Source organism: Martinezella sp. CNPSo 3957 (genome assembly GCF_057784395.1).
The window spans coordinates 889,840-911,660 of the sequence record NZ_JBXSOU010000001.1 but is presented as its reverse complement, the minus strand read 5'-3'; the positions used below and the strand labels follow the sequence as shown (position 1 = coordinate 911,660).

Genomic DNA, 21,821 nt, shown 5'->3' with positions numbered 1-21,821 from the left:
CAGATCAGCTAAGCGTCGCCGGCTCCATCTCGGGCGTAGTGGAAAGCACTGCTTCTTTCAAAGCCTGCGAATAGGGATGCTGCGGATTGTCGAGAACAGCGCGCGCACCGCCCTGCTCGACGATCTCGCCCTTTTTCATGATGATGATGCGATCGCTGATGTAATAGGCGGTCGCCAGATCATGGGTGATGTAGATGATCGACAGCCCGAGCTCTTTCTTCAGCTGACCGAAGAGGTTGACGATCGCCATTCTAAGCGAAGCATCGACCATCGAAACCGGCTCGTCGGCTACCAACAAGCGGGGCTGCGGTATGAGCGCGCGGGCAATGGCGGTTCGCTGCAGCTGCCCACCCGAAAGCTCATGCGGAAATCGCCCCTTCACCTCGGCAAGGGTCAAGCCGATATGGGCAAGCGCCTCGTCGGCAATACGCTCGACATCGGCTCGGCTTGGCCTTGGGCCCATCGGCGCGAAATTCCTTGCCGTTTCAAAAAGATATCGATCAACCCTCTTGAGTGGGTTGAACGCTTCGAATGGATTCTGAAGGACCGGCTGGACCTCCCGCATGAAGGCGCGCCGTTCGGATCGGCCATGAATGATCACTGGTCTTCCGCGAAAATTCAGGCTGCCCGATGTCGGTGCCGTCTGGCCGAGGATCATCGACGCAATCGTCGATTTACCCGAGCCCGACTCACCGACGATGGAGAGGATTTCCGGCTCCTCTCCCAGGCTCAGACTGACATCGCGAACCGCTGTGATATGACGGCGGCTGAGCATGCCGCCTTGACGATAGATCTTGCTGACATGCGAGAGTGAAAGAAGATCGCTCATCGCGCTCCTCCCGTCACCGCGAAACAGGCGACACGCCGATCCGGCTCGACGGTGACCATAGGCGGCACTTCGCGGCTGCAGATGTCCATGCGCTTCGGGCAGCGCGGATGGAAACGGCATGCCTCCGGCGGCATGGCGAGATTGGGCGGTCGTCCTTCCAGCGAGGGTCGCGTCGAGGCATCGCCGATCCGCGGCAGGCTTGCGACCAGATGCTGTGTATAGGGATGGAGCGGCAGGTGAAAAAGCTTGCGCGTCGGCGCCTCCTCCACCAGCCGGCCGGCATAGACGATGCCGATACGATCGGAAACCGCGGCGTGAACGCCCATGTCATGGGTGACGAACAGGAAGGAGGACCCCATCTCGCGCTGAATCTCGCGGATCATCTGCAGCACGTCGCGCTGGACGATGACATCGAGCGCCGTCGTCGGTTCATCGGCGATGATGAATTCCGGTGTCAGGATGGTGGCAAGCGCGATCGTCATGCGCTGGCGCATGCCGCCCGATAATTCATGCGGATAGGCATCGAGGAGGTGGGCATCGAGCTTCAGCCGCTGAAGGTGCGCACCAACCCGGTCGAAGAACGTCCCGCGATCGGCCTTCATGTGACGCAAGGCAAAATCCGTGAAGGAGTGCCGGATGCGGCGCACCGGATTGAGCACATTCATCGATCCCTGCATGACATAGGAGAGATGCCGCCAGCGAAGCGATGCCCGCTGCTCGGCCGTCATGGCGTAGATGTCCTGCGTCCCGTTGTTGAAATGGAATTTGACGGCACCCGAGACGACGCGAAGCGGCGGCCGGATCGCGCCCGCGATCGTCTTGATCAGCGTCGTCTTGCCGCTGCTCGATTCACCGGCAACGCCATAGATCTCGCCGCGGCCGATCGACAGGCTGATATCGTCAACCGCCCGCACCTCGCGATCGACGCCATAAAGGAAGGCCCGGTAATAAGCCTTGAGGTTGTTGACCTCGACGACAGCCTCCATCCCTCAGCCTCCCATCCGGTTCAAACGACTGCGGGGGTCGTTATATTCATTCATTGACATCGACAGCAGGAAGAGCGCCATGAACAGCACCACGATGGCGGCGACCGGCGCTGCAACCCACCACCATGTTCCGGCGATCAGCGCCGAATGCGCATTGGCCCAATAGATCATCATGCCCATGGTCGGCGTTTCGATATCGGTGAAACCGAGCACCGCGAGCGTGATCTCCATGCCGATCGACCAGATCATGTTGTTCATCGTCGTGGCAAAGACGATCGGCAGCACATAGGGCAGATGTTCCTCGACGAGGATCTTGCGCATACTCATGCCGGAATAGACGCTCTGTGTGGTGAAAGGCCGCGTCTTCAGGCTGATCGCCACCGAGCGGATCAGGCGTGCGTCATAGGACCAGCCAAGCGAGGCCATGACGATGATGAGCACCGTCCAGGTCATTTCATCCTTGAGCACGAAGTAGAACAGGATCAGCAGCGGAAACTGCGGAATGACCATGATGCTGTCATTGATCGCCATCAGCACTCGATCGACGGCGCCTCCGGCATAGCCAGCCACCAGCCCCACGACAAGCGAGATGATGCGCGAGAGAATGGCGACGCCGATGCCGAAATAGAGCGTGTTGCGGAGCGCCGTCGTGAGCTGCCAGAAGACATCCTGGCCGCGCGATGTCGTACCCAGCCAGTATTGCCCATCCGGCGGCATGTCGGGCGGCAGCAGATAAAGATCGGCTGGGCCATAGGGCGAGAAATAAGACAGGATCACCAGCCCGACGATGATGGCGAGCAACAGAAGACCGAAAAGGAATTCCATATTTTGGCGAGCAAGGTCGCGAACGATCGTCAGCATGGCCTACTCCACCTTTATGCGCGGGTCGATCAGCGGACCCAATATGTCGATGATGAATACGGCTGCAGCGACACCGACGATCGATAGCGCGCTGAGGCCCAGGACGAGGCTGTAGTCGCCGGCATGTACGGCCGAAATCAGGAGATTGCCGATACCAGGATAGCCGAAGACGATTTCTGTGATGACCGTACCGTTGAAGACCGCGCCGAGCGACATGGCAAGGCCGGTAAACTGCGGCACCATGGCATTGCGGGCGATGTAGGAGCGCAGGATCTTGCGCTTCGGCACGCCGCCGAGCTCGGCGAAAACGACATAATCCTCGGTGATGATGTTGGAGACCAGCGCCCGCATGCCGATGAGCCAGCCGCCCGTCCCGACGAGGATCAGCGACAGCGCCGGCAGGATGGAATGGCGAAGAATATCGAGCACCAGTGTGAAGGACAGTTGCAGGTTGGTGTTCATCTCATAGCCGCCATTGATCGGCAGGATCGGCCAGACATAGCCGAAGAGAATGATGAGCACGAAGGCGAGGATGTAATAGGGGATCGGCTGCATGGCGATGAAGACTAGGCTGACGGCCTTCAGCACCGAGCTCTTGCGATAATAGCCGGCGAGTGCACCAATCATGTTACCGAGAATGAACGTAAGGATGACGGAAACGGTCATCAGACCGATCGTCCAGGGCAGCGCCCTCGCGATGATGGCGGAAACGGGCGTGGGAAAGGCCGAAAGCGACGGCCCGAGATCGCCGGTCGCAAGACGCCCCCAGAAATGCAGATATTGCTGCCAGATGGAGCCCTCAAGACCATAAAGCTCACGCAACGATTGACGCATCAGCTCGACAGCGCGGGGATCGGATTGGCCCATCTGCTGGATGGTCCCGATGCTTTCCTCGACAGGATCGATCGGCGTCATGTGAGTGATGAAGAATGTTGCGGAAATGCCTAGGAAGACAACGAGCAGGAATTGGCCAAATCGTCTCAATACGAAAACTGGATAGGACGTCATGCCGCCGTCTTCCTCGCTGCTTGCGCTTCATCATCAATTCAAAAGATTCGCCGGACCTGCCTAGTGTCCGGCGAAAGGTGCCTGATGCGGCGGTTGCCGCATCAGGGTCGGGAGAAATCAGGGCTGTGCCGGCTTCAGTTTGACCATCATCAACCGGGAGTTCGCCCAATTGGGAACGGGGTCCGTATAGGGGTCGGCAATGGTCGGATAGCCTTTCCAGTAGGTCGTATCCATCGAGGTGAAGACGTTATAGGACATCAGCGGAATGGTCGGCATCTGCTGCGCGACCAGCTTCAGATAGTCCTTGCCAAGTTCGATGCCCTTCGGATCATCGGCGCTGACGCGGCGAATATTTTCGATGATCTTGTCGAGATCCGGATTGGACCAACGCTGCCAGTTGCGCGGTGCCTGGTTCTCACCCTTCTTGGCGACGAACTCCGAATGCCAGCTGTCGAGGAAGAAGGACAGATCGGGATCGCCACCCCAGGTCTCGACGCTCCATGCAATCGCAACCTGATAGTTGCCGGGCTGCAATCCCGCCTGCCAGACGCTGGTGGATGGAGCAGCTTTGGAATCGATCCCGAAGGCTGCCCATTGCTGGGCGATCAGAGTGCCCGCACGGGTAAAGACGGAGCGAGTATCGCCTTCGACCGTCAGTCGGATCTTGAACGGCTGCCCGTCAGGCGTCATCCATTTGCCGCCCACCTTCTTGAAGCCGGCTTTTTCCAAGAGCTCAGCGGCGGCCTGCGGATCGGGCTTCCACCAGCCGTAACCGAAGGCAGCACTGATGGCGGCCGGATCGGTCGGGATCTGATCCTTGTATTTCGGCTGCTTGCGTAGGATATCGGCGATTTGCTGACCGATCGTGGGATCATAGGGCTTTATCTTGCGCTTGCCTGTGTCAACTTCGAAATTCTTCAGCCAATCCTGCATCGGCGCCTGATAATCCGTCATGGCGATCGCCGTCGGCGGAACGCCGAGCGCGGAAAGCGTGGCCGCGCCACGATAGCTCGCCATATCGACAGCCTTGATATCGATGAGCAGTGCCAGCGCCCAGCGCACATCGGCATTCTGGAACAGCGGATCCTGATTGTTGAAAATCACAGCCGGCAGCGTCGGATCCGGATGCGCGAAGGGGAACCCTGGGAACCAGCTATCGACGGTCTTCGACTTTTCCTTCAGCGTGAACATGCCTTCCGGCGTGTTGTCGTGAATAATATCGAGATTGTGCTCGAGCTGCGCGATGGTGCGCTTATCCGGCGGACCGGGATCGACATAGGTGACATATTTCGGGGCCGGCTCGCCGAAACGGCCAAGCGAGGTGCGCTGCCAGTCGTCGCGCTTCTCCCAGGTGTACCATTTGCCCTGCGGATCGAACGCCTTCAGCTTGTAGGCGCCAAGCGAAACGGGATTGGCATTGTCGTAGCGAACCGGATCGGCGACCTTTTCGAAGACATGCTTGGGCATGATCCAGGCGCCGTTCCAGCGAACGGTGAAGATGGCGTGGAAACGCGAGTTCGGCTTCTTCAGCTTGAAGACGACCGTATAGGGATCCGGTGCTTCGACACTCGCGACCTGGACCGAGAAGGCCGCGCTCCAGTTCATGCCCGGATGGTCCATCTGGGTCTTGACGGTGTAGACGACGTCATCGGCGGTGAACTCGACACCGTCACTCCAATAGAGGCCCTTGCGCAGTTTCACCGTCATCTGGGTGAAATCGTCGTTATATTGCGGCTTGTCGGAAGCAAGTGAGTTGTCCCAGGCCGAGCCGCCCAGGCCTTTCTCTGGATCGATGTACCAGAGCGTGTCCATTGTCAGCTGCTGGAGGCCGGTCGAAACGCCGCCGCCGCCATTGACCCAAATGTTGAACCAGCCCGGATTCTTGATCGTTCCCTCAGGGTTTTCGACAATCAAGGTCTCCTTGCGGGGCAAGGCGGTATAGTCCTGAGCCTTGGCTGCCGCGATGAGGCCGAACGTGGCCAGCGCGACGCCGAAGGCAAGCTTCTTCCACTGCTTCATGATCTCCTCCCATTTTTATCGACTGCGCGGCACACTCAAGCGAAAGTGAGCAGACCGCAATTTTCACCCCTTTTCCCGGCCGGCCGCTCAAAGCAGCGTGCGGTGGTCCGGGCCTGCAACGGGTCGTCAGTCGCCTCCTCGCGACCATTTGTCCGTTTTCGGTGCCGGGGCACATTACCCCGGCGGCAAGACATCACACCGCCAGCCGGATTACCGTGTAGGACAGCGGCTTCAGCGTGGCACGAAGCCGGCCGTCCTCGATCTTGGCATCGCCCGTATTGGTCGGGACGACCGCGTTCGGATGCGCTGCGGTGTTGGTTGCCTGCAAATCGTTGTTGACGATTTCATGCTGTTCGACGACCCGGGCTCCGGCGAAGCCTTCGAGACGTGTATCTAGATCGAGCGCGCTGTCGGGATGGCGGTTGACTGCAAAGAGCGTAACCATCTTTCCCATCTCGTCGTGAACGGCCGACACATCGAGATAAGGCACGTCATCGGCCTCGTCGCTGTCATAGGTCGGACCATCCGTGACAAGGCGCAGCGCATAGCCGCGACCGTATTTCGAGGCGAAATAGAGCGGATAGTAGATCGTCTGCCGCCATGCCGGGCCGCCATCCTCCGTCATGATCGGTGCGATCACATTGACAAGCTGGGCGATGCAGGCAATGCGAACGCGATCGGAGCGGCGAATGAAGGTATTGAGAATGCCGCCGACCTGCAGCACGTCCTCGAAATTATAGATATCCTCGAGCAGATGCGGCGCATCCGGCCATTCATCGCGGGCAAGGATCTCCTTGTCCTGCTGGTTGGAGTGATACCAGACGTTCCACTCATCGAAGGAAATGCCGATGGTCTTCTTCGACCGCTTCTTCGCCTTGATATAGTCGATGACGCCGCCGATAGTGACGATGTAGCGATCCAGCTTCTCGGCCTTGGCCAGATAGTTCAGCGTGTTTCTCTCGCGGTTGGCGAAATACATGTGCAGCGAGATGTGGTCGGCGCTGTCGTAGCACTGATCCAGAACCTCAGCCTCCCAATCGGGATAGGTCTTCATGTCGGAATTGGACGAGCCGCAGACGACGAGTTCGAGCGACTTATCAAAGCCGCGCATGGCCTTGGCAGTCTCGTCGGCGAGGCGTCCATATTCGTAGGCGGACTTGTGACCCACCTGCCAGGGACCGTCCATTTCATTGCCGAGGCACCACAGCTTCACCCCATGCGGATCGGCCCAGCCGTGCTTGCGCCGCAGATCCGACCAGTATGTGCCGCCCGGATGATTGCAATATTCAACGAAGTTTCTCGCCGCATCCAGCCCGCGCGAGCCGAGATTGACGGCAAGCATCGGCTTGGTATTGGCCTTCTTGCACCAATCGACGAATTCATTGACGCCGATCTGGTTGCTCTCGCGTGTCCGCCAAGCAAGATCGAGACGCACAGGGCGCTCGGATCGCGGCCCGACGCCATCTTCCCAATTATAGGCCGAAACGAAATTACCACCGGGATAGCGGCAGTAGGGCGAGTTGAGCTCGCGCACAAGCTCAATCACATCCTTGCGAAATCCATTCTCATCCGCTGTCGGATGGCCCGGCTCGTAGATGCCGCCATAAATCGCCCGGCCTAGATGCTCCAGAAAAGAGCTGTAAAGCCGATCATCGATGTCGGCGATTCGGAAATCACGGTGGACGATCACATGCGCCTTCACGGCCTTCCTCCCATATATATCAGATATTTCGTTCTTATACCTTGATCTTGATACACTTTTGGAAGGTCGTCAACGCACTTGAGGCGGTAAACATCGCAAAAGCCATGAAGGCAACACTCGCGGATTGGCGAAATACTCCACAAAATCAGGCGTTTACGAAAAATGCGACTTATGGGAATTTAACTCTGCCGATATGCTATATATCAAAAGTTATGATACTATTGCGCCAAATCGATGCGCATAAGAATGTCGCGGCCATAGTTGCCGAAACCGCGGCCGAAAATATTGATGCCACCGGTGTTGCGCGCATCGTCGGCGATCCCGATCCGCAAGCGGATCGACGAATGCTGACTGATAGCAAGATCATCGATCGTCACATCGGAAGAGGCAACTCCGTCGATGAAGGTGCCCTTCTTGGAGATTCGCCAGGTCTTGAGCTTGCCGTATTGAGAGCCTTCAAGCTTCCACCAGCTTGGCGTAAAAGCCCCGCGCTTATCGCCATAATCGCCCGGAGACGTCCATGTGCCAACGGCCACGCCGTTGATCCACACAGTGATGTCGGATGGCCAGTCCGGATTGGTGCCAGGCACTTCGGAGGACAATTCCATCGAGAATTCGATGGCATTGACATTCCTGTTCAAGATCTTGGCATTGTTCGGGAATTTATATTCGACATGGCCACGCCCGAACCAGAGAAGACCTGCCTGCATGCGCTGCGGATCAAGGAAATAATCGGGGACATCAAGCAGGCCAATGACGCCCTCGGTCGAGCACAGGCCACAAGGCGCATGCGTCTCGCAGCTCGTATAGAGACCGATCGGCATGGCGACTTCGATCACGTCCTCATCATGCTTGAAGGCCTGATCCTCGAAGCTCAGCAGGATCTCGTCGTAAAGCGCGGTACAGATCTTCTGGTAACCCTTGCGCGCCTTTGCAGCCTTGGTCTCGACAAGACCGGCCTCCTCCAGGATCATGATACCAGTGGCGACAGTCGATTGCGGCAGATCAAGCTCCCGGGCGATCTCGTTGACATTCAGCGAGCCCCTTGCGCAGAGCAGCTTCAACATATCGACACGTGCCGGCGCCGATAGCGCCCGGAAAACCGCAGCGTTCTCACCCGCATAAATTGTCAGAAAGCCGCGCTGCATAAAATCCTGAATTCCCCATCAATAGATTTCATTTATATCAGGATTTTTGATTTCACAAGAGATATTACTCGAGATGGCCCGGCCTGGCGCCTTCTGCGCGCAATGAGAAGACGCCAGCCAGCTCGCGGGCTATACAACTTGGCGGGACGAAACTCCAGACGGCCGCTCAGCCTCAAGTTTTACCGGCATGTCTCTATCCGCTTCAGAGCAGCGGTAATGCCTGACAGCGAGTAGGAATAACTCGTTTCAGTACCTCGCTTAGAGGTTGCCTGCAGTTGCAGCTGCGCACCTCCCTTCATGGCAGTGACCATGGTCGGCTCCTGCGCCTCATTCCTTACCCAGCCGTGCCGGTCTTTCGTAAACATCGGGAATGTCTGGTCGCCGACCGTCGCCGTCATCTGAGCACCGTCTTTAAGGTCATAGCCCATCGCGGCCTCAGGAACCAATTTATCGCCGGGAGACAGACGCGAGACGATGAAGAAATTGTCGCCATGGTCGACACTGGCGGGCTGCTGCGCAACCGGCCTCGATAGAACATAGCAATTCACATTGTCGCCGGACTTATAAGAATATGCGCCCCAATGATCGAACTGATCGATACGGACGGGCACTTCCGCATGCGCGATACCGGCGCCGAATGCGACGAAGACCAGAGCGGGGGCGAAATTTCTTGCAAACATGGTTTCCTGCCATTTCTTGTTTCAAGGAGATTGAAAGCGAGAGATGCACTCACACGCGCGGCAGTTTCGGTGCGGTGCGTTATCTGATTGTTAATGTCTTCGTTAAAATTTGTTCATGTTAGGAAACACGCAGGAAACCATATATGAGAAGAACACAACCTCGTCGGCATTGACGATCAGTTCACAGATTGCGCTGTTCCATCCGCTGCATCCATGCACATATAGCCGCCTGAACCTACGGCCTTTGCAAACCATGCCATGAAGACGCAAACAGGCGGCGCCTTGGACGCTCTATGTATCTGCATGGACATAAGTGATGCGGGATCAGGCCGTGCTAACCGGATATAGTAGGATTGTACCATGAAGAAGATCGGTTTCCTTTCATTCGGCCACTGGACGCCCTCGTCCCAGTCGCAAACCCGTTCGGCTGCCGATACGCTGCTGCAATCGATCGACCTAGCCGTCGCGGCCGAACAGCTGGGTGCGGACGGCGCCTATTTCCGAGTGCATCATTTCGCACGCCAGCTTGCCTCACCCTTCCCACTGCTGGCAGCTGTCGGCGCCAAGACCAGCCGCATCGAAACCGGCACCGCCGTCATCGACATGCGCTATGAAAATCCTTTCTACATGGCCGAGGATGCCGGCGCTGCGGATCTTATCGCCGGCGGCCGGCTGCAGCTCGGCATTAGCCGCGGCTCGCCCGAACAGGTGATCGACGGGTGGCGCCACTTCGGCTATGCCCCAATGGAGGGCGAAAGCGATGCCGATATGGGCCGTAGGCATACGGAAGTGCTGCTCGATCTGCTGCGCGGCGAAGGCTTCGCACAGCCCAACCCTCGGCCAATGTTCCCCAACCCGCCAGGCTTGTTGCGCTTGGAACCCTATTCCGAGGGCCTGCGTGAGCGGATCTGGTGGGGTGCCGGCTCCAATGCTACGGCCGTATGGGCCGCGAAGCTCGGCATGAACCTGCAGAGCTCGACGCTGAAGGATGATGAAAGCGGCCTGCCCTTCCACGTCCAACAGGCAGACCAGATCAGGCTCTATCGCGAGGCCTGGAAAGAGGCCGGACACAAGCGCGAGCCGCGGGTTTCGGTCAGCCGCAGCATCTTCGCGCTGGTGAACGATCTCGACCGCGCCTATTTCGGCCAGAGCGGCAAGGATGCTGACAAGATCGGCTTCATCGATGAAAAGACACGCGCCATTTTCGGCCGCAGCTATGCCGCAGAACCGGATGTGCTGATCGAGGAGTTGGCAAAGGACGAAGCCATCGCCGCGGCCGACACCCTGCTGCTGACGGTGCCGAACCAGCTTGGGGTCGACTACAACGCCCATGTCATCGAAAGCATCCTGACGCATGTCGCACCGGCATTGGAGTGGCGCTAGGAGGGTTCTGAAACAGGACGAGACAAAACTGACCGCCCCGAAGCTCACCTTCGCGGGCGGTCGTTTCAGATTTTACCCCGTGAAGGGTACATGCTTGGCGGATCAAGCCAAGGCGGCGTGACGCCGCAGCCTATGAAGTGCTGCCAATACCAGCAGCGCCATGACAGCGGAGAAACCCGCAAGCGGCCATGCGCTATCGCCATCCAGCACGGCGACCGCCAGCGTTCCGACGACACTTACAATCAGACTCTGAATGCAGAAATAGAACGCGACAGCCGAGCCGGCGATATCGCCGAACTCGGCCAGCGCCCCATTCGCCGTCACCGATCCTGCGACAACGATGCCGACCGCCATGATCCACATCGGCAGCACGAAGCTTGCGAAGGACGGCGCCCCGTAAAGCTGACCGAGAACAAGAGCTGCCGCACCGATAAGAAGCAGTCCCATGCCCCGCGCAACACAGCCCGCAACACCCCATCTTTCGACAAAGCATCCGGCAAAGCGTGCCGTCGCGATCATCACGACGGCGACGGTCGCAAAGGCAAGACTAAAGCCGAGTTCTGAGTAGCCGGCCCTGCCGATGAGCACGCGCGGAGCGATCGAGAAGAATACGAAGAACGTCCCCATTCCCGCGCTGAAGGCGAGCGTATAGGTCCAGAACGACCGGCTTTTGAAGATGGGCCAGATGGGTCGGCGCGGCCCGGTCAAGCCTTGAGGTCTCGTTTCATGCCACCTCGCCAGAGCGTGAAAGGTGGCGGCCAACGCCAGAAGCGAAAGCAATATGAAAATGGCACGCCAACCGAACTGGTCGGCAATCATCGCTCCGGCTATCGGACCGAGCGCCGGCACGAAGGAGAGTATCGATCCGAATGTGGCATAGATAATGGCCTGCTCCGGGCGATTGCCGTAGACATCCCGCACAGTCGCGAAGGTCGCGACCAAGGCTGCCGACGCGCCGATGGCCTGCAGCAGACGGCACAGAACGAAGATGGGAGCACTCCCTGCAAGAGCTGCTCCAAAGGAAGATGAGGCAAACACAAGCGCGCCGGAAAGCAGGACCGGGCGACGGCCGATGCGATCCGAAAGAGGGCCGAACACGACCTGTCCGAGACCCAGCATGATCATATAGAGGCTCAAGGTCAGCTGGATCACCGCAGGTGTCGTGTTGAGAATGCCGGGCATCGACGGCACGACGGGAAGATAGATATCCATGGCCAGTGAAGCGAGGATATCAAAAGGCGCCATCAGCAGCAGTGCCGCCGGCAGCGAGTAGGCCCAGGACGGGCGTATATCAGACATGAGAAAATTCCGCTCGAAAGAGAGTTCGGGCGGCGCCTGCCATTGGCATCAATGGGAATGAGTTCGACAGCACGCCGCAACAACAAAAAGCTGTTGCGGCTTATCTATCTGCTGACTTGGAATTCCCCATGCCGATGGCCTCGTGTCGAGATACGTGATGGCCACAGCCTCTAGCAGATGACATCGAACGTGACAATGACGTGTGATGAGCACCGCCGCAACCAGCAGTTCATTCCAAACGGCTCCAGTCTCAGGTTCGGGGCCGTTTTGCCGCTGGTCTAGCCCGGCATCTCCTCGATTTCAGCCAACAGCCATTGGCGAAACACCTTCATGGACGCCGTTTCCGCCCGCGATTTTAGCCGGGTCAGCCAATAGCTGCCGGTCATCGCCATAATCTGGAACGGCTGCATGATCCTGCCGGCTTCGATGTCATGGGAAAACATGGCGACCGGCACCAACGCGACACCAACGCCGCGTGCTGCAGCCTCTACGAGCGTCAGCGACGAATCGAACATCCAGCCACGAAGATGCGGTGGCGGCAGGTCCGCCGCCCTGAACCAGAGCGACCATTCATCGACCCGATAGGATCGCAACAGTTCGACATCGACGAGATCGGCAGGCGTGCGCAATCGCGCGCCGATATCCGGCGTGCAAACTGGGGAGAGTGGCGCATCCATAAGATGGATCGCTTCCGTTCCATGCCAGGCGCCGTCGCCGAAGCGCAGGAAGAAATCCAGTCCGTCGAGCACGATATCGGCTCGGTTGTTGTTGGTCTTCAGGCGCAGATCGACATGGGGATGCTGTGCCTTGAAACTGCCGAGGCGCGGCAGGAGCCAGCCGATCGCGAAAGTCCCGACGACGCCGATCGTCAGGATCTCGGCGAAATTCCCCTCCTCCAACTGGCTGAGCGTGGCGCTCATGCGGCGGAAGGCGTCCGTCAGGACCGGCAGCAACGCATGCCCCTCGTCGGTCAGCGCGAGGCCGCGTGGCAGGCGCTTGAAGAGGGTCACGCCCAGCACGTCTTCCAACGCCTTGACCTGATGGCTGATCGCCGTCTGCGTGACTCGAAGCTCCAGGCCAGCCCGCGTAAAACTGCCATGCCGCGCCGAGGCCTCGAAAACCCGCAGCGCGTTCAGTGGCAGCTGGGAAATGTCCATTTGTGTCCTAAGGCCAAGTTTTTCTCATGTCTAAGCCCAGAATTGATCGTTTGTCTAGGGCAGAAACCAGAGCCATAGTCCGCCTCGCACGGTGATTTGCCAGACCCCAATGACGTCCGCGGGCTGATAGGCGCACCGTTGCCCAACGCAAAATCGAAGTGGAAACAAGATGACGATCTTATTGTCGCGCCGGCAAAGCCTTGCCGGCGGCTTGCTTGCGCTGCCTGTTCTGGCAGGGCTGAGCTCGGTTGGACGTACTGCAGACGATAATACAGGCGAGGCGCAGCTTGCCGCGCTCGAAAGCAAGCATCCAGGCCGCATCTGTGTCAGCATTCTCGACGTGGCAAGCGGCAGGCGCATCGAGCATCGCGCCGGCGAGCGCATCCTGATGTGCAGCACCTTCAAGGCGCTGGCGGCAGCTCTCGTGCTTGCCCGCGTCGACAAGGGAGAAGAGAAGCTCGACCGACGCGTTCATTACAAGAAGAGCGATCTCATCGACTATTCTCCGGCAACCGAACCCAATGCCGGAGAAAATGGCATGACCGTTGGCGAACTTTGCGCAGCGACAGTGACGCTCAGCGACAATACCGCGGCTAATCTGCTGCTCGCGAGCTTTGGCGGCCCAGGGGCAATTACGACCTTCTGCCGCAGCATAGGCGACGAGATCACCCGCCTCGACCGCACCGAGCCCACGCTGAACTATCACGACACTCCGAACGATGAGCGCGACACGACGACAGCTTCGGCGATGCTGGAAAACCTGCGGCGGCTTCTGTTCACCGATGTGCTGACGCCCGCCTCGCGATTGCAGCTTGCGGCTTGGCTGATCACCAACAAGACGGGTGACGCCCGCCTGCGCGCCGGGCTTCCGAAGGATTGGCTAGTGGGTGACAAGACCGGAACAAACGGCGACAAGCACGGCAATGCCAACGACATCGCGGTGCTATGGCCAACGAAGCGCGCGCCCATCATCGTGACGGCCTATTGCGAGATCCCCGCCATCGCAGCTGACGAACGCAATGCCATCATTGCCGAAATCGGCCGGATCGCTACGGCGATCTGAGATCGGGGCGCCGGATTACCACCGCCGCCAATCATCACCTCTTTTTCGACCATACGATTCTGCACGGTCGATCATCACAATGAGGATATCATCTTGAATATACGTACCAGTTCTTTGCAGAAGCTCGGCTTCGTCGCCAGCTGCCTTTTCTATGGGGTCGGCGCACACGCCGCCGATGGCAATGACCAGGATCGGCTGGAGCGAGCCGTCAACGAGATCATCCGCCCGTTGATGAAGGAAAACAACGTGCCGGGCATGGCCATCGCACTGACCGTCAAAGGCAAGCGTTACATCTTCAACTATGGCGTCGCCTCGAGGGAGAGCGGCCAGAAGGTGACGAACGACACGATCTTCGAGCTCGGCTCCATCAGCAAGACCTTTACGGCAGCGTTCGGCTCCTACGCTCAAGTCCACGGAAAGCTGTCCTTTTCCGACAAGGCGACGAAGTATATGCCGGAACTTGCAGGCAGCAGCTTCGACAGGATCAGCCTGCTCGATCTCGCCACATACTCGGCAGGCGGTCTGCCACTGCAGTTTCCCAGCGACGTGACGGATCAGGACAAGATGGTTGCCTATTATCGCAAATGGCATCCCACCTTTGCGCCCGGTACGTATCGGCAATATTCCAATCCCAGCATCGGCCTTTTCGGTTACCTGGCAGCGCAGGCCGTCGGAGAGCCGTTCGATAAGCTGATGGAGGAGAAAATTCTTCCTGGTCTTGGCCTCCGTCACACCTATGTCCGCGTTCCACCGGCCGAGATGGCCAATTATGCCTATGGCTATTCCAAGCAGGGCAAGCCGATCCGCGTCAACGGCGGCATTTTCGATACGCAGGCCTATGGCATCAAGACCACCAGCTCCGATATGCTTGCCTTTCTTGAAGCGAATATGGGCGAAGCAAAGCTCGACGATAAGCTTCAGCAGGCAATCGACGCGACGCATGTCGGCTATTACCGCGTCGACAACACGACGCAGGCGCTCGGTTGGGAGGTCTATGCCTATCCAACGACGCTTGCCCGGCTGCTTGCCGGCAATTCGTCAGACATGGCATTTGAGCCCCATAAAGTCACCCGGCTCGACCCGCCTCAGCAGCCGCGCAAGGATGTCCTGCTCAACAAGACGGGCTCAACGAACGGTTTTGGCACATACGCGGCCTTCATACCGGCCAGACAGCTCGGCATCGTTTTGCTTGCAAACAGGAATTTTCCGATCCCCGCGCGCGTCGCGGCAGCCTACAAAATCCTGACCGCCGTCGAGGACATGCAGGGATCCAATGCGGTCCAATAAAGTGCTGTTATGAGGATTTAATTGCCTCAACAAACGGCCGGCCTTGCGAAGCATCGAGGCCGGCCACCGTCATTTATCGATTGCCGGAAGACCGTCGCGCGGCAACATCAGCTTGGGAGGCTTCCGTTCCGTTGAAGAATTCCTGCAGAAGGCGGGTAATGCGCTCCGGTGGTGTACCCTTTGCATATTCTTCCTGCATCCGGCGTCTGACCAATATTTCTAAGACTGACATGTCTTTCACCTCATATATCCGGCGCAAGGAAAATGTCGCTCTCAATGGCGCGGGAGGCAAGTTACAGTTTTTTCATGATCTTAGCGGCGAGACCGAAGAAGCTCTGATCTTGCCAACATCGCATTCCACCCGAAGCGGAGTTGACCGAAGCGTGACCAATCTGCCACTTGCCAAATCCCGGCTCATCGTAGAATTGAAAGCGGCCAATCGGTCGGTTGTTTGCGCTTCCTTAACTTCCGTGCTTTAGCGGGCCACACCCCGACCATTGGATGATGTCGCCTGCAAGGAATGAATAATGCCCATAAAAAAAAGCTCTGCCTCTGACGTTTTCCAGCGCAAGATTTCAGATTTTTGCGATCTGCGGCTCAAGCCGCTGCTTCAGCCGCGTAGCTTCGAGAATATCAAAGGCTTCATGATCGGCCTTATCGTTTTCCAGTCGCGCCCTCCTCTCCGGGCAGGACGTGTGGATTTCCAGGAAATAGCCTCTCTTTGCGGCATGGACGAGGAAATGAGCCCCGAGTTCAAGCGGGCTGCCCAGCCTGGCTTCGATGCGATTCTTCGCTGGCTTGGAGCTGCGAAGACCAATACGCAACGCATGTCTCCGGTCGCCGCCAAACGACCTTTGCGCGTTCACGGCAAAGCGATGCCGGCAAAAACCGAGCGACGCGCTCTGGCCTCCTGATACGAACGGCATATCGCTCCCTGCAAGCGGAGCGATATGCCTCTTGCCTCACCTGCAAAAGGCTTGCGCAGGTGCGCGCCGGAAAAGTCCTCATCCGATACCCCGTTGTCGGAATTGCCGCGATGGCCCGATAAATGGGAAAGCCTACCGCCATCAATGCCGCATCCTTTACAAATCGAACAGTTGCGCGCTTGGGGCGGCAGGCACCGGCGATAGAGCTGCGAGCCGACCATCGATCACCGTCAGCACAATAAAAGCCAGGAGTATCGATCGTTTTCAACGCCGGCATGGTTTCGGGCAGCAATTGACCATAAATTCTATAGAGAAAGGAATGAAGAAGCGACGACATCTTCAAAAATGAAATGCCTTTTCTCGAAGCCTGGCTTTGAATGCGGCATCGTGGCGCCAAATGAAATCGGAGCCCGCCTATGAACGCGCAACTGCACCATATCAACGCTACGCATCCTGAGGCCACCTTGCTTGAGACCGAACAGCAGGCGCAGGCCGTCGCGCGGGAGCTGGCCCAGCGTTTTGCCGCCACCGCCTCGGAGCGCGATAGCGAAAGGCTGCTTCCCTTTGCCGAGATGGATGCGCTGGCACAATCCGGGCTCCTGGCAATTACGGTTCCCGAGGAGTATGGCGGCCTGGATGTCTCCAATGCCACCTTGGCGGAGATCACGGCGACGCTCGCCCAGGCCGACGGCTCGATCGGACAGATCCCACAGAACCACTTCTACATTCTTGAAGCCTTGCGCGTCGATGGTTCGGAAGATCAGAAGCGCTATTTCTTCGGGCGCGCATTGGCCGGCGATCGCTTCGGCAACGCTCTTTCCGAGCGCGGCACGAAGACAGTCGGGCATTATGATACGCGTATCACCCGCGATGGTCCCGGCTATCGCATCAATGGCCGCAAGTTCTATTCGACGGGCGTCCTCTTTGCCGATTGGGTCACCGTCTTTGCGCTTGACGAAGCCGACAAGCTGGTCATGGCCTTCATCCCGAAAGGAACGGAAGGCATCGAAATCATTGACGATTGGGATGGCTTCGGGCAGCGCACGACCGGTAGCGGCACCACGGTCCTCAACAATGTATATGTGAATGCCGACCATGTCGTTCTTCACCACAAAGGCTTCGAACGGCCGACGACAATCGGCTCCGTCGGTCAGATCATTCATGCTGGTGTCGATCTCGGCATTGCCCGGGCAGCCTTTGCCGAAACGCTTGATTTCGTGAAGACCCGATCGCGTCCCTGGATGGATAGCGGCGTAGAGCGAGCGAGCGACGATCCGCTGACAATCGCCAAGATTGGGCAGATCGCCGTCCGGCTGGAAGCCGCGACCGCGACCGTCGAGCGCGCCGGCCGCAAGGTCGATGCCGCCCAGGTCGAGACAACAGAAAAGAGGGTGGTCGAGGCGACGCTCGCGGTGGCGGCCGCAAAGGTGCTGACAACGGAAATTGCCATCGAAGCGACCAACACGCTGTTTGAGCTCGCCGGCACGGCCTCGGTCAAGCTGGATCTCAATCTCGATCGCCACTGGCGCAATGCGCGCACGCATACGCTTCATGACCCCGTCCGCTGGAAATATCACGTCGTCGGCAATTATCACCTCAACGACGTCATCCCGCCGAAGAATGGCGCGCTTTAACGGATAGACGAAAGCCCCGTCGCCGGCGACGGGGCTTTCACATAATCAAAAGCACAGATCCACAGCGCCACGCTGAAGCCAATTAGTGCCGATCTATATTGGTTTCCATGGGCTGACCGGCTGACATCGCGAGACTTTCCAGACCGGTTGCAACGACCGATACCCTGAATACGCCGTCGAGGGTCTTGTCGAAGATCGCACCGACGACGATATCGGCATCGGCAAAGACTTCGTCGCGGATGCGGCTGGCGGCCTCATCGACCTCGAACAGCGTCATGTCCGTTCCGCCGGAAATGGAGATCAGCACGCCGCGCGCGCCCTTCATGCTCATGTCGTCCAGAAGCGGATTGGAGACTGCGGCATCTGCCGCTTTCAACGCGCGGCCCGGTCCTGAAGCTTCGCCCGTTCCCATCATCGCACGTCCCATTCCCCGCATCACGGATTTGACATCGGCGAAGTCGAGATTGATGAGACCTTCCTTGATGATCAGGTCCGTGATGCAGCTGACGCCCGCATAAAGGACGCGGTCCGCAGTCACAAAGGCGTTTGCGAAGGTGGTCGTGGCGTCCGCAATGCGAAACAGATTCTGATTGGGAATGACGATAACGGTGTCCGCACTTTCACGCAGTCGCTCGATGCCCTCGTCGGCCGTGCGCATGCGCCGGTTGCCCTCGAACGTGAAGGGCTTGGTGACGACGCCGACCGTGAGGATGCCCGCCTGCCGCGCGACCTGAGCGATGATCGGCGCGGCGCCCGTACCGGTGCCGCCGCCCATTCCGGCCGTCACGAAGCACATGTGCGTGCCCTGGAGATGATCCATGATCTCATCGATGGATTCCTCGGCGGCGGCTCGGCCGATTTCCGGTAGGGAGCCGGCACCGAGGCCCTCCGTCACCTGTGCGCCAAGTTGAATGCGCCTGGTCGCTTTGGACGTCGCAAGCGCCTGCGCATCCGTGTTTGCCGCGATGAATTCAACGCCCTGAAGTTGTTGCGCGATCATATTGTTGATCGCGTTGCCGCCGCCACCGCCGACACCGACGACAGAAATCTTCGGTATCACCCCGGAAAGTGGTGCGCGCGTGTCAGCCATGAAGGACTCCATTGGATCGATTTCATTCTCAATCGAGATCGCCTGCCCTTCTGGAGGTTGAAAACGATTCGTGAGCGAAGAGATCCTAATGAGGAACGTGTGCGGATTGCGGCATGCGCCGGCAACCCTCCACAGAATAATGAATTGAGCACAGGATTTGTAAGCCGGATATTGAAACATCAATCATCCAGCATTGCGTAAAGGTCACAATCGGCGAGCCTGCTTGAAGCTGTGGTGTGTTCCAACCCTGACCCACACCACACCAGATATAAATGACGCTGACCGATCTTGAGTACAGGTGGTGTCAGCACCAGCGCAGCGCAGATTATGAGCCTATGCCCTTTTTAGACTGTGCCACGTCCTCGCCCTCGTATCAGCTGTAGAGACTGACTTCAGGAATCCGGTCGTTTAGAACGAATTCGCCAACTTCCTTGGCCTTGTAGAAGACCGGATCGTGCAGCGTGTGCGTCCGTACATTGCGCCAGAAGCGGTCGAAACGATATTTCTCCGCAGTCGAGCGTGCGCCGGTGAGCTCGAAGACGCGCGAGGTGACGTCGAGCGAAACATGGGTCGCATGCACCTTCGCCGCATAGGCTTCGGCTGCCGCCTCGCCACGCTCGCGCGCCGTTGCCCTGCTTCCTCTCGCAAGCGCCTCCTGCACCCTTGCCGCAGCCCTGTCGGCCAGCGCAGCGGAAGCCTTCAAGGCCGCAGTGAACTCGCCGACACGTTCAAGAATATAGGGATCGTCCGATGCACGCTCGACGCCGGAGGTGATCCACGGTCGCGTCGTCGTTCGGACATAGTCGACCGCCTCTCGCAATGCGCCTTCAGCCGTGCCGAGATAGAAGTTTACGAAAACGAGCTGAATGAGGGGCGTATTGAAGGTCGCAAGCACCGGCGCTTCGCCGCCGATGGTAGCTACCTTGTCGAGATCTTCTTCATAGACGGGAAAATCGTGAAATTCGACGCTGCCGCTGTCCGACAGTCTCTGGCCGAAATTGTCCCAATCGTCATTGGCCTTGTAACCGGCCCGATTGGTCGGAACGGCAAAGCCGACAATCTTGTCATCGAGGGCAGCATTGGCGTTGATGTAATCGGACACGTGAGCGGCCGTGGAGAAGGATTTGCGACCATTCAGGACATAGCCATTGCCACGGCGCGTCAATACGAGGCCCGGATCGCGCGGATTGACGGCAGCTCCCCAGTAGAGGCTGTTTGCCACCGTCTTGCTGCCGAGTTCCTGCGCACGCTCCTCTTCGAAGGCCCAATAGACATATTGGCTGTTGACGTAGTGATAGCCGAGAAGCTGACCAATGGAGCTTTCGCCGCGCGCAAGGATACGCACCAACCGCAAGCCATCCACCCAATCGAGGCCGCCGCCGCCAACCTGGGTAGCATGCAAGGCGTTCAACAGACCCGCATTCTTCAATTTGACGATTTCGCCGAGCGGTGGACGGCCTTCGCGATCAAGTTCTGGAGCGCGCTTGGAAAGATCGGCCGCAATTTCCTCCGCTCGGGCAAAAAGATCTTCCCGCGTGGCGTTTCGGCTGCCCGCAAAGACGACGTTGGACTGACTCATCATATGAACTCCGGTTCATGGACGTAGTCCGGCGAGATTAAGAAACTCTCGCCGGCGGATCGTGGACAGCTGCTTAGAAAAGCTTCTCCGGTATCCAGCTGGCGGTGACCGCATCGCTTGCATTGAAGGCCGGAACTTTCTTGGCCAGCTCCTCGATCGTCCGGACATTGGCGGCACGAAGCCCTTCCTGTGTCAGCAGCGTCGGCTTGACGGTGATCTGATGCGGAACTTCTTGGCCCGCCACCTGCAAAGCGGCGGCTCGGATGGAAACCGCACCGACGACGGCTGGATTGGTCGCTACCGTCGCAACCCACGGGCTACCCGGTTCAGTGATTTCCTGAATGTCGGCCGTCGATACATCGGCCGAATAGATCTTCAGCTTGCCCGTGATGCCGAGATCCGTCGCGGCAAGCTTCACGCCGCGCGCGAACTCGTCATAGGGTGCGAAAACGACTGATATGTCGGGATTGGCCGTCAGCGCCGCCTTTGCCTGGTCCGCAGTCGAGGTCGCCGTCGTATCGCTGACATTGCCGAAGCGAGCCTTTTCAACAACCCCTGCATTCTGCTTCTTGAAAGCGTCCCAAACTTCATTGCGGCGATCGAGCGGCGCAAAACCCGCTACATAGACATAACCTGCCTTAAAGCTGCTGCCGTTGTCCTTGACGACCTGCTTCAGGGCGAGATCGGCAAGCTCATGATCGCTCTGCTCGACCTGGGGGATCTTGGGATTGTTGAGATTGACGTCGAAGGCAACGACCTTGATGCCCTTGTCGAGCGCCTGCTGAACGACATCGCCGAGAGATTCCGGCAGGCCGTGATCGATAACGATGGCAGAGACACCAAGATTGATCGCCTGAAGGATCTGTTCGCGCTGCGCAGCCGCATCTTGGCGGCCGGGGAAGACGCGCAGATCGATGTCGAGTGCCTTTGCCTGAGCTTCTGCGCCAGCCTGATAGGCCTGGAAGAAGTCGCCGGCCGATATGTAGCTGATCAAGGCGATCTTCACGCCGCCCTTATCAAAGGGGGCGGGAGCGCCACTCACACCGCCAGCCAGCGCAGCCTGCGTAAGAAGAAGAGGAGCAACGGCCGTCAGGGCAAGCCGTGTGAGAAATTTCATTGTCGCGATCCTCACGATCAATCGGAAGCGTCGTCTAACGGAATGATGACCCT

At 58.5% G+C, this 21,821-nt stretch carries 19 protein-coding genes; 4 read left to right on the top strand and 15 right to left on the bottom strand.

Annotation, left to right across the window (positions count from 1 at the left end; genetic code table 11):
* Positions 1-4: 4 nt before the first annotated feature.
* The 8 genes from AC13QE_RS04275 to AC13QE_RS04240 all read right to left on the bottom strand — a co-directional run bounded on the left by AC13QE_RS04275 (position 5) and on the right by AC13QE_RS04240 (position 9,233).
* On the bottom strand, positions 5-829 hold the full coding sequence (locus AC13QE_RS04275) for an ABC transporter ATP-binding protein (protein WP_488482715.1): 825 nt from the start codon (positions 827-829) through the stop codon (positions 5-7).
* Positions 826-1,815 carry an ABC transporter ATP-binding protein gene (locus tag AC13QE_RS04270; RefSeq protein WP_488482714.1) on the bottom strand — a complete coding sequence of 330 codons (990 nt, stop codon included), beginning with the start codon at positions 1,813-1,815 and terminating at the stop codon, positions 826-828. Before AC13QE_RS04270 ends, AC13QE_RS04275 begins: the two co-directional genes overlap by 4 nt.
* Before the next feature lie 3 nt (positions 1,816-1,818).
* Complete coding sequence (locus AC13QE_RS04265) at positions 1,819-2,676, bottom strand: ABC transporter permease (protein ID WP_015342901.1); 858 nt, start codon at positions 2,674-2,676, stop codon at positions 1,819-1,821.
* Positions 2,677-2,679: 3 nt separating this feature from the next.
* Entirely contained in the window at positions 2,680-3,684 is a 1,005-nt protein-coding gene (locus AC13QE_RS04260) for an ABC transporter permease (RefSeq protein WP_113390417.1), read from the bottom strand.
* A gap of 117 nt (positions 3,685-3,801) precedes the next feature.
* The gene (locus tag AC13QE_RS04255) at positions 3,802-5,703 is read right to left on the bottom strand and encodes an ABC transporter substrate-binding protein (RefSeq protein WP_488482713.1); all 1,902 of its coding nucleotides are present in this window, start codon (positions 5,701-5,703) and stop codon (positions 3,802-3,804) included.
* 193 nt (positions 5,704-5,896) lie between these two features.
* Complete coding sequence (arfA, locus tag AC13QE_RS04250) at positions 5,897-7,405, bottom strand: arabinosylfuranosidase ArfA (protein ID WP_488482712.1); 1,509 nt, start codon at positions 7,403-7,405, stop codon at positions 5,897-5,899.
* A gap of 218 nt (positions 7,406-7,623) precedes the next feature.
* Entirely contained in the window at positions 7,624-8,553 is a 930-nt protein-coding gene (locus AC13QE_RS04245) for an ArsR/SmtB family transcription factor (protein ID WP_095436627.1), read from the bottom strand.
* 179 nt (positions 8,554-8,732) lie between these two features.
* A complete protein-coding gene (locus AC13QE_RS04240) occupies positions 8,733-9,233 on the bottom strand; it encodes an invasion associated locus B family protein (RefSeq protein WP_488482711.1) in 501 nt (166 codons plus the stop codon).
* Positions 9,234-9,593: 360 nt separating this feature from the next.
* Between AC13QE_RS04240 and AC13QE_RS04235 the strand changes: the two genes are divergently transcribed.
* Positions 9,594-10,616: an LLM class flavin-dependent oxidoreductase gene (locus AC13QE_RS04235; RefSeq protein WP_488482710.1), complete on the top strand. Its 1,023-nt coding sequence runs from the start codon at positions 9,594-9,596 to the stop codon at positions 10,614-10,616.
* Positions 10,617-10,718: 102 nt separating this feature from the next.
* On the opposite strand, the gene cml is transcribed toward AC13QE_RS04235, so the two are convergent.
* Positions 10,719-11,915 (bottom strand): CmlA/FloR family chloramphenicol efflux MFS transporter, encoded by a 1,197-nt coding sequence (cml, locus tag AC13QE_RS04230; protein ID WP_488482709.1) that lies wholly within the window; start codon positions 11,913-11,915, stop codon positions 10,719-10,721.
* 278 nt (positions 11,916-12,193) lie between these two features.
* Positions 12,194-13,072, bottom strand: a complete 879-nt coding sequence (locus AC13QE_RS04225; protein ID WP_488482708.1) for a LysR family transcriptional regulator — start codon at positions 13,070-13,072, stop codon at positions 12,194-12,196.
* A gap of 169 nt (positions 13,073-13,241) precedes the next feature.
* On the opposite strand from AC13QE_RS04225, the gene bla reads away from it, so the two are divergent.
* Together bla and ampC are read left to right on the top strand one after the other, a co-directional pair.
* On the top strand, positions 13,242-14,135 hold the full coding sequence (gene bla / locus AC13QE_RS04220; RefSeq protein ID WP_488482707.1) for a class A beta-lactamase: 894 nt from the start codon (positions 13,242-13,244) through the stop codon (positions 14,133-14,135).
* Positions 14,136-14,234: 99 nt separating this feature from the next.
* On the top strand, positions 14,235-15,422 hold the full coding sequence (ampC, locus tag AC13QE_RS04215) for a class C beta-lactamase (protein WP_488482872.1): 1,188 nt from the start codon (positions 14,235-14,237) through the stop codon (positions 15,420-15,422).
* Between the two features lie 73 nt (positions 15,423-15,495).
* On the opposite strand, the gene AC13QE_RS04210 is transcribed toward ampC, so the two are convergent.
* Together AC13QE_RS04210 and AC13QE_RS04205 are read right to left on the bottom strand one after the other, a co-directional pair.
* A complete protein-coding gene (locus tag AC13QE_RS04210) occupies positions 15,496-15,654 on the bottom strand; it encodes a hypothetical protein (protein WP_015342889.1) in 159 nt (52 codons plus the stop codon).
* Between the two features lie 343 nt (positions 15,655-15,997).
* On the bottom strand, positions 15,998-16,246 hold the full coding sequence (locus AC13QE_RS04205) for a hypothetical protein (RefSeq protein WP_488482706.1): 249 nt from the start codon (positions 16,244-16,246) through the stop codon (positions 15,998-16,000).
* A gap of 518 nt (positions 16,247-16,764) precedes the next feature.
* Here AC13QE_RS04205 and AC13QE_RS04200 point away from each other — a divergent pair.
* Positions 16,765-17,982, top strand: a complete 1,218-nt coding sequence (locus AC13QE_RS04200) for an SfnB family sulfur acquisition oxidoreductase (RefSeq protein ID WP_488482705.1) — start codon at positions 16,765-16,767, stop codon at positions 17,980-17,982.
* Between the two features lie 82 nt (positions 17,983-18,064).
* Here AC13QE_RS04200 and ftsZ read toward each other — a convergent pair whose 3' ends face one another.
* The 3 genes from ftsZ to AC13QE_RS04185 form a co-directional block, all read right to left on the bottom strand.
* A complete protein-coding gene (ftsZ, locus tag AC13QE_RS04195; protein WP_488482704.1) occupies positions 18,065-19,072 on the bottom strand; it encodes a cell division protein FtsZ in 1,008 nt (335 codons plus the stop codon).
* Positions 19,073-19,445: 373 nt separating this feature from the next.
* Positions 19,446-20,651 (bottom strand): acyl-CoA dehydrogenase family protein, encoded by a 1,206-nt coding sequence (locus AC13QE_RS04190; protein WP_488482703.1) that lies wholly within the window; start codon positions 20,649-20,651, stop codon positions 19,446-19,448.
* Between the two features lie 73 nt (positions 20,652-20,724).
* Positions 20,725-21,768 (bottom strand): substrate-binding domain-containing protein, encoded by a 1,044-nt coding sequence (locus AC13QE_RS04185; RefSeq protein WP_488482702.1) that lies wholly within the window; start codon positions 21,766-21,768, stop codon positions 20,725-20,727.
* Positions 21,769-21,821 lie beyond the last annotated feature (53 nt).